Origin of the sequence: Sphingomonas sp. (genome assembly GCF_036731925.1) — a bacterium.
Lineage (GTDB): Bacteria > Pseudomonadota > Alphaproteobacteria > Sphingomonadales > Sphingomonadaceae > Sphingomonas.
The window spans coordinates 219,669-231,733 of sequence record NZ_DAINDJ010000003.1 but is presented as its reverse complement, the minus strand read 5'-3'; the positions used below and the strand labels follow the sequence as shown (position 1 = coordinate 231,733).

The window sequence follows — 12,065 nt, the reverse complement described above, 5'->3', positions numbered from 1 at the left end:
CGCCTTGAACGACATTGCGGCCGCGTCCCCCAAGCAGGGGGTTAAGCACCGACCCTGCGGTTCTCACCCCATACATACCGCGCCGCCTCAATGGCGCTGTAGGCCAGATCATAGCTGGTACCGCTTTCGGTAACGATCCGTACCGTCGAGGGTCCGGCGGTCACGCGAGTGGCGGCGAACGTCTCGCCTCGGCTGCGCGTTTGCAGGAAGACCTTTGCGCCTTCCCTAAGCGCCTGATCGGCCCGATCGACGATCTCACGGCCAGCTTTAGCGTCTTCCGAACTCATCGCGTCCTCTACGTGCCCGCTAGTTCCCCGGCGGTGTCTCGTGGGCTTTATCCGCGGATCCACCAGCTCACAATTCGGGTGGAATCCGCACTTCGAAAGCAGCGATGGATTAACCCAACGATCAACATCCGGCTCGCTCGCGTCGGTACGGCCCCTTCGGGCCTCCCCTGGCTACGCATTGCCGCGAAAAGGCGCGAGCCGGGGCATCGAGCCCCGGCCCACGCCATGGGCGCGTGTGGGGATCTCTTTCTCAAAGATGTCCCAGTGTGTTGGGCGCGGCGGCGAGCCTCAAGGACGGCGGGGCCCCACCATTTTCCCTGCGGGAAAATCGTTGCCCCCACCGCCGCTTACGCGGTCGCTGCGCGATCCTTGACCCTCGCCGCCGCACTCAACGCGAGAGACCGTCTTTTCGACGATCTAGGAGGATCATCATGGAGGTTCTGTTGTTTCGTGCTCTGAAGAGCGCTAATATCGATGAGGAAACTGCCGCCAAAGTGGTGGAAGCGCTCGAGGAGCACATCGACGTGGCTATCGGTCAGGCAAACAAGGCGCTGGAAGCGAAGCTCGACGGCATCAAGATGAGCGTGGACGCGGTCAACAAGGGCGTCGACCAGATGCGGGTGTGGATGATTATCATCACGAGCATCATCGGCATCGTGGCGCTTGTAGGTGCGTCCGCGGCCGCTGTGGCACCGTTCTTGAAGTAGCATCGAGGGGAGCGCTCTGCTCCTCTGTTTTTCAGGGCTGCGAGGGCAACCTCGTGGCCCTTTTTCATGCCTGCTGCCGGGGCGCTCCCGCCTGCTCGCTCGGCCTCTGGCGACGCCCTGGCGGGCATCGCGAGGCACTACGCATCGCCGGCTAAACCGCGACGATCAGGCGCGCCCACAGGGCGCTAGAGAGGAGGGAGAAAGGGAGAAGCGGTTCAACCGAAGGAGGTGGCAATGTCCATCAGGTTCCGCGTCGACGACGGCTTCAATCCCCTCACCATCACGCCCGCAATCATCAACCCCGATCAGCTGGTCGAACTATGCCGATTGCTGAACCGAGAGAGCACCCGCCTCGATATCCAGCTCCTTATCGCGGAGCACGGCACGATCGTTGACCGCAGCTTCTCGTTCAGTGCCCGCGTCTGCCCCCTCGCCCTCGCCTCCGTGTCGGCCTGCTTCGACCATTATCCCGGCGTGATCGTGGTGCTCGAAGAAGCCCAGTTTCGCGGACGAAGGATCCGTCTGTGGCGCTCGGATGACCGTGACATCTGGCTCGGCCTTTCGTCCGATCCCGATGCCGCGCCAGCGCTGGAGGTATCCACCGAGAGCGGCTCCGCGATCCTCGAAATGCTCGGGCTCGACGGCTCCGAGACGGTTGGCGCGATCCCGCTGGACGAGCTTCGTGGCCGCCTTTCCGATCCGAGCCTTCACCGCCGAATATCGAGTGAGCCGGAGCTGGAATCCTATCTTCCGCACCTCAATGAAATGGCTCGCGTGCGGGCGCTCGATGGAGCTCCGCACCTCGCTTGGGCCTGACCCTCGCACACCTTCAGAAAAGCAAAATGGGAAGCGTTGGCCTGGCGGCCACGCTTCCCATTTTTTTGCCTGATACCGCCGCGCCGGCGGAGCCACGCCCCTGCCCTGCTCGCTCGGCTTCCGTCATCGCGCCTATAGCGCTTGCCGTTGCCTCACATCGCCGGAAAAGCAAACGGCCGCACGCGGGTTCCTGTCGCGTGCGGCCGCCGCATTGCTAGGCGCCCGCAGAGATCGGGCCGCAGTCCAGCCTCTTCTCCACTTCGTCCCAGCCCAGCTTCTTCACTGCCTTCATGAGGCCCTCAAGACGGTCGATCGGAAGCCGTAGCATTCCGGCCCTCTCAACCGCGGCAATCGAAGCTTCCCGAAGCTTGGCCTGATGCGCCTTTCGGCGCTCCGCCAGCTTGCGTTCTTCCGCCTCGATCGCGGCCCATTCAGCGTCCAGTGATTTCGCCATTTCCTTGCCTTTCGGTCAGGCTGATCGGGCTCTGAACAGGCCCATCATATCCATTCCAGATTGGCCGGAAAAGACCCCCTATCCCCCTACAGGATCATCGCACATGTCGACCGCTTTTCGGCGGATGAAACCCGCCCGCGCGAAGCGCTTTCATGGCCAGTTTCGCCACTTGGCGAGCAGGTGCCCTGCGGAATCCGCGTTCCATTCCCATCGATCTGAATCGATCAGCAGCAGGATCAACTCCACCCAAAATTTGGGACTTCAGAGAGCACACCCTACGCACCGAGGTGCTGGAGTTTTTCCCTATTATCAACATGTTAGCGTGAGCGTAGCGCGTATGCGCGGCGGTGCCAAATTGTAAGCGCGGCGAATACCGACAAATAGGCGCGCAAATTCAATAGGTTATCGGTAGTCGCCGCGAATACGTTTTCTTGCATGACCCGCGGGTTGCCATTGCATGTACCGCCCGCAGCCGGTACAACAATAGGGCCTACTTAACACCCATCAGCCTCCTTTGCCCGGAGGTTGATCGAGTGACTTACCGACCAAGCACAATCCGCCTTAGCGCGGAACAAGTGACCCTAGTTGATGCCGCGGCCCGCCGCCTTGGCTGCTCAACTGGCGAAGTTATTCGCCGGGCAGTCGATCAGTACCTCCTCGGCCAGCAGCTCCTCACCGCTAGCGATCTGAGACTGCGGCGGGTCTGCGAGTACGCGCAGCTCGCCATGGATGCGATCCTTCAAGAAAATCATCCCGAGTTTCGTGACGGAATTCTCGCCGAGGTGAACAACCGAATGGAGCGCTATCATGGCGCGCGTTGACATCCGTAGCGACGGCCGCCCCGTCACCGTCCAGCACCATTCCGCGCGCGGCGACGTAAAGCGCAATTCGGGCAACTTTACCCGCGGCAGTCAGCTCCTCAGCCATGAGGTTCTGATGTGGCTCTCCGGCGCGAAAATGCCGGTGATCATGTGGCTGGTTCTCTTCGCCCTGGCCTACACGATCGTGCTCTCGCTCACGCTCGATGAGAACAACATCCAGCTCATCTGCATGCGGATCCTGTCGACCCTTTGGGGCTGGGTTTCGCTCGACCCGATGAAGCAGGTGAACCTCCTGCTCCCCGATGGCTCAGTGCGCCAAACCCATATGGGGTATGTGCCCTATGTGCCCGAGGTGGCGCTCGCTTGGCACAAGGCTGTCCGGGGCCTGATTGGCTGCCTGTTCATCGCTACCTTCGTGACCGTGCCGGCCGCTGTCTGGTACGTCGATTTCTCCCGCCGACGCGGCAAGAACATCCTTGAGGAGCGGCACGAGCGCGGCGCCATGCTGGTGACTAAAGATGTGCTCTACGCTGAGATCGTCCAGCACAACCAAATCGAGTTCCAGAAAGAGGCCGCCAACGTTTTTCCGAGCCACTCACCGCAACAGGTTTTGCGGATGCCGTTCGGGGCTCGGAAGGCTGCTGGAATCCACCACCCTTACACGCTCGCGGGGATCCCTTATCCGCACCGACTAGAGCAGTCCCACACGATGCTGATCGGCACCACCGGCGCCGGTAAAACAACGGCGCTGCGCAAGCTCATCAAGCAGATGCAGGACCGGCAAGACAACGCCGTCGTGTTCGACCTGACAGGTGCATATGTCGAGGCATTCTACGACCCCGAGCGGGACACCATCCTGAACCCGCTCGACGCTCGCTGCCCATCCTGGACCATCTTCAACGACTGCCGTTCCTACTCGGAATTCACCGCTGCAGCATCGGCGCTGATCCCGTCCGACGGCGGGTCCGCAGATCCCTTCTGGGCCATGGCTGCGCGCACCCTGTTCATCGAAATGTGCATGAAGCTGATCGAGAAGAAGCAGACCAGCAACCGAGCCCTTTCAGAGCACCTGATGACCGCCGATCTGAAGGCGGTCCACAAGCACCTAGCCAAGACGATCGCAGATCCGCTCACGGCCCCGGAGGCGGCCCGAATGGCAGAGTCGATCCGAGCCGTTTTCAACACCAACGCGCAGGTCCTCCGCTTCTTGCCCGACCAGGGCGAGCCCTTCTCGATCAAGGATTGGATCACGCGCGACAAGAAGCCGGGAGCGATCCTCTTCATCACCTCAAACTACACCCACTTGGAGATGAACCGCGCGCTCCTCACCCTGTGGAGCAATCTGGCGATCTACGCTCTCATGGAGATGCCGCGCACCCGCTCACTGCGCACCTGGTTCATGTTCGACGAGCTTGGCGCTCTGCACCGTCTCCCGGCCATCGAGAGCGGCCTTCAGACCGCCCGAAACTTCGGCGGCGCGATGATCCTTGGCCTCCACTCTTTCGACAAGCTGGTTGCCGTCTACGGAGAGGAAAACGCGCGCAACCTGTCGTCGCTTGCGCGGACTAAACTGATCCTCGCTGCAGCTGATCTTGAGACCGCCGAACAGTGCAGCCGGTACATCGGCAGCCGCGAGGTTCGGCAGATGGATGAGGCCTATAGCTACGGCTATAACAACACCCGCGACGCCTCGACGCTGACCCCTCGCAAACAGATCGAACCACTCGTCATTCCTGACGACATCACGAACCTTCCTTCGATGCACGGCTTCGTCAAATTCCCTGACGGATTTCCCGCGGCTCGCATCCAGCTCCAGTGGGAGGATTACCCCACGGTTGCACCCGGCTTCGTGAAGCGCCCGCCGGCTCCGCCGGCAGCAAGTGTTCGCGGAAGAATGGGTGGAAGTGCGGATGGCGAAGAGGGTGGCGGCAGAGACGGGTCGCCCGAGCTGGTAGAGGATATCGCCGGCCCTGCAAACGGAGCCGCAGCGCTTGCGGCGGGGATCCTCTCACAACCGTCGGAAGCCACCGAGGAAGAGGCCCTGGTCAACCGTGAAGCGCAGAACAGAGCGGACCCCTCTGCACCGCGCGCAGAGCCGGTGAAGAGTGATGGTGGCGGCAATGCCGAGGCGGAGCGGATTAGCGGCCAGGAGCGAGTCCCAGAGGGCGCACATGCGAGCCTGAACCGGCATGACGACTTGGCCGCGCCACGACCAGTAGAGGTGGAGGATCAGACTATCAGGGAGATGCGCCAGGACTTCGGTCCCGGTGATGACGGGATGGGGATGTAAGCCATGCATTCCATCGCTTCCATCGGGTCCGCAGGGGGCGCCGCCGACTATTACGGCAAGGACGACTTTGCCTCTGCCGACTACTACGCCGGCGAGAACGCGGCCGATTACAGCGAGTGGGGCGGGGCGTCGGCCGAAGAGGCCGGCGTCTCGGGCGAAGTCACCAAATCCGACCTCGGAAAAATCCTCAATGGCCAGCTCGCATCCGGCGAGAAGGTGGCCGATTATCAAGGGCGCAGGCCAGGTTATGACCTGACCTTCTCCGCGCCGAAGTCTGTGTCGATCATGGCACTGGTTGCCGGCGATAAGCGCATCTTGGGGGAGGACGGCGCGCACACGAAAGCGGTGCGCGCCACCATGGCGTGGATCGAGAAGAATCTCGCCGAAACGCGCAAGGACGTCGACGGCAAGAAGGTGCCGGTGAAGACAGGGAATCTGGTATACGCCCTGGTCCAGCACGACACCTCCCGTGCGCTGGATCCGCAGCTCCACGTCCACGCACTGGTCGCCAACCTGACCAAGGGGCCTGAGGGCAAGTGGCAGGCGCTGCATGCCGACAAGATCTGGTCGAACAACACCGTCATCGGGTCGATCTACCACGCCTTCCTGCGCGCCGAGATGGAGAAGCTCGGCTATCAGATCGAGACGCGCGGCAAGCACGGCACCTTCGAGGTGGTTGGCGTGCCGAAAGATGTGATGGAGGTGAATAGCCAGCGTCGAGCCGAGATCCTGAAGGCGGCGGCGGCCTTGGGGATCTCCTCGCCGAAGGGCCTGGACCGGGTGACGGTCAACACTCGGGATCCAAAGCTATCACTCGAGGACCGCGACAAGATGATCGCGGATTGGCGGGAGAAGGCGGCCAGCTACGGCTTCGATGGTAAGGAGATGATCGCTGCCGCGATGCGCGCGTCCGCGGCCCCGGAGAATGCCAACCCGCTTCAGCGTACCTACGCTTTCATGGCCGAAGTGGTGCGCGGCGCACGCGAGTTCGTGAGCAACCTGACCAGTACGCCGGATCCGCTGGTGGACAAAGGCGTGGCCCGCGTCGCTGCATCGCCAGAGGCCGCCCGCGCGCAGTTTGCTGTCGCCTCCGCAATCCGCATCCACTCGCAGCGAGAAGCTGCCTTCGACGTGAACCGGCTGTCGAAGACTGCGCTCGATCTCGGGCTCAAAGGGGTGACCATCCAGCACGTCTCCGAGCGCATTGAGAAGCTCGTGGAGCAGGGGCGGATTATCCCCGGCGTCCCCCGCGAGGGAGAGACCAGCTGGACCATGGTGACCACCCGGGAGGCGCTGCAGGCGGAGCAGCACATCCTCGATCGCATCGAAGCGACGAAGGGCCAGGCAACGCCGGTCATCAGCGCAGAGGCAGCGCCAGACCGGGTGCAGGCAGCATCCAAGCATGACCTCAACCCGGGCCAACTCGCCGCCGCTACCCTGATCGTCTCCAGCAGCGACGAAATCGTCGCCATTCAGGGTGTCGCCGGCTCGGGCAAATCGACGATGCTGCAGGCGGTTGCTCAAACCTTTGAGGGAGCGGCCCGCGTCGCGGAGACCGGCGGCAAGCGCCTGCACGGCCTCGCCTTTCAAACCAAAATGGTTGGCGACCTGAAGGAGGGAGCGGGCATCGAGGCGCAGACCATCGCCTCCTTCATCTGGCAAAACGAGCGCTTCCTCACCGACAAGACCAGCCCTGAAGCCGTCGCCAAACGCGCGGAGATGAAGAACACGATCCTGGCCGTCGATGAGGCGTCGATGGTGTCCACCGACGACATGGTGAAGCTGATCAACATCACCGAGGCGCTCGGCGCCGACAAGCTCGTCCTGGTCGGCGATCGCAAGCAGCTCGGCTCGATCAACGCCGGCAAGGCATTCTCGCTGACCCAAGCCGGCGGGATCACCATCACCTGGATGAACGAAAACCTCCGACAGAAGACGGACCAGCTGCGGACCGTCGCCACTCTGGCGAACACCGGCAAGGCCAGCACGGCGCTTAGGGTCCTGGGTGACAAGGTGGTCACGAATGAGAACCCTGCGCTGCACGCGGCGGAGCGCTGGCTTGCTCTGTCGCCGGAGGAGCGTGCCGCAACGGCTGTGTTCGCTTCAGGACGGGATTCCCGCGCCACGATCAACAACCGCATCCAGGAAGGCTTGGCCGTGGAAGGAACGCTGAAGGGCGAAGGCCTCAGCGTCACCGTGCGGGAGCGCGTGAACCTCACGACCGAAGAGCTGCGCTACGCCAAGAACTACGAGAAGGGACAGATCCTCGACGTCACCGGTAAGGTGCCGGAGCTAGGTCTCGAAAGGGGCACCTTCACCGTCCTAGGGGTGACGCCGCGCGGGAAAGTCGAACTCGACTTCCATGGGTGTAAGATCAAGATCGACCCGCAGAAGATCGATCCCACCAACAAGCTCAACCGCCTCGAGCTGTCGATCCCCAAAGCGATCAAGATCCATGAGGGGGAGACGATCCGGTGGACCGACAAGGACAAAAACCGCGAGCTTGATCGATCCGCCCTCGCCCGCGTGACGTCGATCGACAGCAAGGGGGTGACGGTCGAGACGGCCAACAAGCAGGTGCTGACGCTTCAGCACGGCGATGCGATGCTCTCGCGCCTCGACCTTGGCTACTCGCTCAACATGCACATGGCCCAGGGCGTGACCGCCGATAAGGGCATCATGGCGCTGTCGAGCGCCGAGAAGAACCTCACCAATCAGCAGCTCTTCAACGTCGGCGTGACCCGCGTGCGCTCCGACCTGACCGTCGTGGTGAACGACCAGGAGAAGGTCTCGCGCCAGCTCGATCGAAACACCGGCATCAAGACCTCGGCCATGGAGACGGTTGGGCGCATCAACATCGATGGCCCGGGAAGCAGCGGCACGCCGAGCGCCGGCAGCGGCTCGAAGAGCACCAGCGGCCCCTCCATGCGCTTCAGCCTCAACACCAGCGATCTGGCGTCGCTGCCTCCCCTGCCCCGCTTCGATGAGAAGGATGCCGCTCGCTACGCCAAAGGCGGCGACGACATGGGGATGAGCAAGAAGAGCGACGACCTAGGCCTCGGCGACGCCGCCAAGGGGGCGAAGGGGCCGCCGGTTCCAGAGAAGAACCTTGGGCTTGAACTCTAACGCTGATCAGAATTTCATAGGGGGAATGGGATGATATCCAAAGCGTCGACAAGACTGGATGAGTTGATTGAAGCGAATGCGCTGATCGCCAGTGCGATGGCGCGTAACCCACCAGATCGGGTGCGAAAAAAAATGCTCGCCCACCGGCGCGGGATAATCGGCGAGAAGGAAACGGCGCACATTCTTGATCGCCTCTTTCATGCGAGCAAGGACAACGTTGTGATCCACGATCTCCGTCTCCCCGACGGTATCGGTGGATATGCGCAGTTTGATCACATCATCCTGTCACGCCTCTCGCGTAAAGCCTCCGTGGTTGAGGTGAAAAACTACTCGGGGCGAATGTCGCGTAACAAGCATGACGAGTGGGTTGTCTGGTATGAGGGCCGGCGCAGGCCGGTGCAGATCCCGAACCCCGTCGCCCAGGCACGGCGCCAGCGAGAGGTGTTGCGTGCCTGGTTGAAGGCCCACGACCACGACAAGGCATTCAACGAGATCGAAGCGTTCGTCATCATCCCGGCGGACGGGCAGATCGACCGCACGAAAATCACTGAGGCCTTGCCTGTCTACAAGGTCGACAACTTCCATCGTGCGTGGGTCCAGTTTGCCGGCGTCAGCCCTTTCGGCAAGCTGTTTTCGAGCGGCGTACCCAGCGCAACGCTCGCCGCGATCGGCGCTCAACTCGCAGCAGCCCATGTCCCTGACGGTCAAACCTTGGCGCAGCGCCTCGGCCTCGAGCCGCGCAGCTATGCTCCCAAGGGCAGTGATCTCGAGGAGGCACAGATCGAGGCGCCTGATGAGGAGGAGCTTGCAGCGCAGGAAGCTGAGACGGCTTTGGATCCTGACCTTCAGCCGGCCCAGGACGATGGAGATGGAGAGGGAGAGGAAGAAGGCGAGGCAGAAGCTGAAGAGGGGCCTACGCGCTCAAGCCCACCATCTGACGCGGACGGGTCAGAGCCCGCCGCGGAGCCGGCGCTGAAACGCAAGGCCTCTCCCGCAGTGGTCATCTCTCCGGGCATTGCCGAGCGCGAGCTCCCTGACGGCCGCATCGCCTTCCTCGCAGCACGCGACAACGAAGTGGCGAAGGCTCGCCTGAGTGCCGCGTGCCAGGGGCGCGCACGATGGCAGCCTCTCTTTCAAAACTGGATCTGCGACGATGATGCGTCGGCGCTCGAGATCCGAACAGTCCTCACCAGTGACGCACCACACCGCATGGCAGGAGAAATGTAATGGCGAACGCGCATTCTTTCACAGGGCAAACATGGCACTCAGTGTCGATCGATCGCCCGAGATACGAACGCATCACCCGTGACGTCCGGAAAGTCTGCAGCCAGGTTGGCCTCGACCTGCCGCCTGATGCACGGGACAAGCTGATTCACGCTTTATACGACGCAGGACAAAGCGGAGGTTGGAAAACCAGAAGAGAAATACGCCCAACTCTGGCTGATCTCGCAGGTGCCGGCAGAATGGCTGCTGGAGAATATGATGCGTATATCTGGGTGGCGATTTGCATGGCGGCGCTTTTGGCGCTGATTTGGTTTGTCGTTGCACCAGCTGGGGCGTCGTTCAACGCCCGCATGCTCGCTTCCCTCGTCGCAATATTTTTCGTGTCGGTTCGCCTAGGGCAAATTTGGCGGCGCTGACATGCGCCACGCTTCTCAAGATCAAGCAAACAGGAGGAATGACATGTACAAGGTTCTATTGACCGCAGCTGCATTGGCCATTTCGATCGGCACCGCCAACGGCCAGAAATTGGGCAAGGGTGGCACCGGTGTCGACGAGACTTCCGAGGTGCCGAAGTGCGTGCAGCCGTTCGGCACGATGGCGATCGTGGAGAAGCGCAGTGCAGCATCGCCCACGGACGGACTCCCTCCGCAGATCGCCGCAATGATGCGAATGGCGGAGGCCCAGCAGAACGGCGGCCAGGCCCGGGTTGACCCGATCCCGCTCCTGAAGCTGCTCGCGGCCAACTCAAACTGCTTCCTGATCGTCGACCGCGGCGAAGGCTTCGACGCCCTTCAGCGTGAGCGCGAGATGGCAGGCTCGACCACTGCCGGCGCGAAGACGAACACGCTCCGCGCCGCGGACTATCTCCTCACCGCAACCGTTGTCTACTCGGACGGGAATGCCGGCGGCTATGGCGGCGGTGTCGCCGGCATGTTCGGCGGCGGGATGGGGTTCAAGAGCAAGAAGCTGGAAGCGCAGGTCATGCTGGCGCTCGTGGAAGTCTCCACCGGCATTCAGCGCGCGATCGCCAGCGGCCAGGTCCGCAAGAAGGATCTCTCGATCATCGGCGGCGGCGTGCTCCTCAATGCCGGTGTCGGCGCGCTCGGCGGAAGCTACACCAGCACGGACATGGGCAAGATCACGTCGCTCGCCCTGCTCGATGCCTACCGGAAGCTCACCACGGACGCGAAGGCCCGCCTCGCGCCGTCAGCAGCGCCTGCGGCGCCGGTGCCGGGGCAGCAGTGAGGAGAGAGGGAAAGGGCGAGGTGAGCATCTGGATGGTGCCCCTCCCCTTTCCTCTATGTGAGGTGTGCAATGAAGCTGCAGGCTGACCTCTTCGCCGAAACCGAGCCGTCGATTGATCCAGAGGATCTGGAGGCGCAGTATGTCGAGATCGCGCCGGAGCCGCTGGCAGTACCATGTGGGTGGCGAGACAGGACGAACAGCCCGTGCCGCCGCCTTGGCCACGCGCCTGTGATGATCGATGGCCTGCAGGCTGTGTGCCGGGGGCGGCGGCTTGTGCACTGTGCGCCCGAGTGCTTCAGCGTGTTCAACAAACCCGTGGAGATTGACGATGGCGTCTGATCCCCCGATGCGCCTCTCCGGCAAGATGACCACGACGCCGCGCGGCCGCATGATCTGCGACCATGGCGGCATGCACTGGCGCCTCACCGGAGAAGCCCTCTCAGAATGCAACGACGCCGAAGAGGTTACGATCGAAGGCGTTCGACGCGGCCTGTCCGTTATCGAGGTCTACTACGTCGGAAGGATCGACGGATGAATGCGCCGGCTCAGATCCAGGCAGCACATTGCCCGTACTGCAGGAATATCCTGTTCCAGAACCTCAAGCGCCACAAGGTCAGGGGCTGCCTCACTTGCAAGCGTCCGATCGTCATCGCGCGCAATCCGCTCGGCCGCCAGCGGCTCTATAGGATCTACAGCGTCCTGGACGTGGGGATGAGCCTCTACGCGCTTTTCACCATGGCGTTGCTCGGCTTCTACCTCCTGACCGGCCACGGGGTTGCCGGCTTCGTCAAAGCGTTCAGCATCGCGCTCTTCATCGTCGGTTCGGTTCTGTGCGTCGACGGGGCGCTCGCTCTACGGACAGCGAGAGACAAGACCTGGGCTAAGCAGCGCCGAGGCGTGGCTGCCCGCACTTTCGGCGGGGGCAAAGTGGTCGCCGGCCTTGTTGCATTCTTCATGGTTTTTGTGGGTGTTTCGCTCTGATAACTTTGTATCGAATTGTCGCAGGCAGTTGAACCGATACGGCGCGATGGTATTAGTACGGCACGACCCAAACTTAGTAGGCGCTCCGCGGTGGGGCGCCATTTTTTTGCCTGT

13 protein-coding genes are annotated in these 12,065 nt (G+C 62.4%); 11 read left to right on the top strand and 2 right to left on the bottom strand.

All coding sequences use genetic code 11. The features are described from left to right. Positions 1 to 41 precede the first annotated feature (41 nt). Entirely contained in the window at positions 42 to 287 is a 246-nt protein-coding gene (locus tag V7E00_RS18300) for a hypothetical protein (protein WP_333574084.1), read from the bottom strand. A gap of 431 nt (positions 288 to 718) precedes the next feature. Here V7E00_RS18300 and V7E00_RS18295 point away from each other — a divergent pair, with 431 nt between their 5' ends. Continuing rightward, a complete protein-coding gene (locus V7E00_RS18295; RefSeq protein WP_333574083.1) occupies positions 719 to 994 on the top strand; it encodes a hypothetical protein in 276 nt (91 codons plus the stop codon). Between the two features lie 234 nt (positions 995 to 1,228). Next, the gene (locus tag V7E00_RS18290) at positions 1,229 to 1,810 is read left to right on the top strand and encodes a hypothetical protein (protein ID WP_333574082.1); all 582 of its coding nucleotides are present in this window, start codon (positions 1,229 to 1,231) and stop codon (positions 1,808 to 1,810) included. Between the two features lie 214 nt (positions 1,811 to 2,024). Here the strand turns inward: V7E00_RS18290 and V7E00_RS18285 are convergent, their stop codons facing one another. Continuing rightward, positions 2,025 to 2,264 (bottom strand): hypothetical protein, encoded by a 240-nt coding sequence (locus tag V7E00_RS18285; RefSeq protein ID WP_333574081.1) that lies wholly within the window; start codon positions 2,262 to 2,264, stop codon positions 2,025 to 2,027. 533 nt (positions 2,265 to 2,797) lie between these two features. Between V7E00_RS18285 and V7E00_RS18280 the strand changes: the two genes are divergently transcribed. From V7E00_RS18280 to V7E00_RS18240, 9 genes are all read left to right on the top strand, one after another. Further along, positions 2,798 to 3,085, top strand: coding sequence for a ribbon-helix-helix domain-containing protein (locus tag V7E00_RS18280; protein ID WP_333574080.1), 288 nt, complete (start codon positions 2,798 to 2,800; stop codon positions 3,083 to 3,085). Next, the gene (locus V7E00_RS18275; protein WP_333574079.1) at positions 3,072 to 5,375 is read left to right on the top strand and encodes a type IV secretion system DNA-binding domain-containing protein; all 2,304 of its coding nucleotides are present in this window, start codon (positions 3,072 to 3,074) and stop codon (positions 5,373 to 5,375) included. The genes V7E00_RS18280 and V7E00_RS18275 overlap by 14 nt, the downstream gene beginning before the upstream one ends. Before the next feature lie 3 nt (positions 5,376 to 5,378). Next, positions 5,379 to 8,501, top strand: a complete 3,123-nt coding sequence (gene mobF / locus V7E00_RS18270; protein WP_333574078.1) for a MobF family relaxase — start codon at positions 5,379 to 5,381, stop codon at positions 8,499 to 8,501. 30 nt (positions 8,502 to 8,531) lie between these two features. Then, complete coding sequence (locus V7E00_RS18265; protein ID WP_333574077.1) at positions 8,532 to 9,728, top strand: nuclease-related domain-containing protein; 1,197 nt, start codon at positions 8,532 to 8,534, stop codon at positions 9,726 to 9,728. After that, a complete protein-coding gene (locus V7E00_RS18260) occupies positions 9,728 to 10,141 on the top strand; it encodes a hypothetical protein (protein WP_333574076.1) in 414 nt (137 codons plus the stop codon). The genes V7E00_RS18265 and V7E00_RS18260 overlap by 1 nt, the downstream gene beginning before the upstream one ends. Before the next feature lie 43 nt (positions 10,142 to 10,184). Beyond that, on the top strand, positions 10,185 to 10,970 hold the full coding sequence (locus V7E00_RS18255) for a CsgG/HfaB family protein (RefSeq protein WP_333574075.1): 786 nt from the start codon (positions 10,185 to 10,187) through the stop codon (positions 10,968 to 10,970). 69 nt (positions 10,971 to 11,039) lie between these two features. Continuing rightward, complete coding sequence (locus V7E00_RS18250; RefSeq protein ID WP_333574074.1) at positions 11,040 to 11,309, top strand: hypothetical protein; 270 nt, start codon at positions 11,040 to 11,042, stop codon at positions 11,307 to 11,309. Next, entirely contained in the window at positions 11,299 to 11,505 is a 207-nt protein-coding gene (locus V7E00_RS18245) for a DUF5818 domain-containing protein (protein ID WP_333574073.1), read from the top strand. The genes V7E00_RS18250 and V7E00_RS18245 overlap by 11 nt, the downstream gene beginning before the upstream one ends. After that, positions 11,502 to 11,951 (top strand): hypothetical protein, encoded by a 450-nt coding sequence (locus V7E00_RS18240; RefSeq protein ID WP_333574072.1) that lies wholly within the window; start codon positions 11,502 to 11,504, stop codon positions 11,949 to 11,951. The genes V7E00_RS18245 and V7E00_RS18240 overlap by 4 nt, the downstream gene beginning before the upstream one ends. The last annotated feature ends 114 nt before the right edge of the window (positions 11,952 to 12,065 follow it).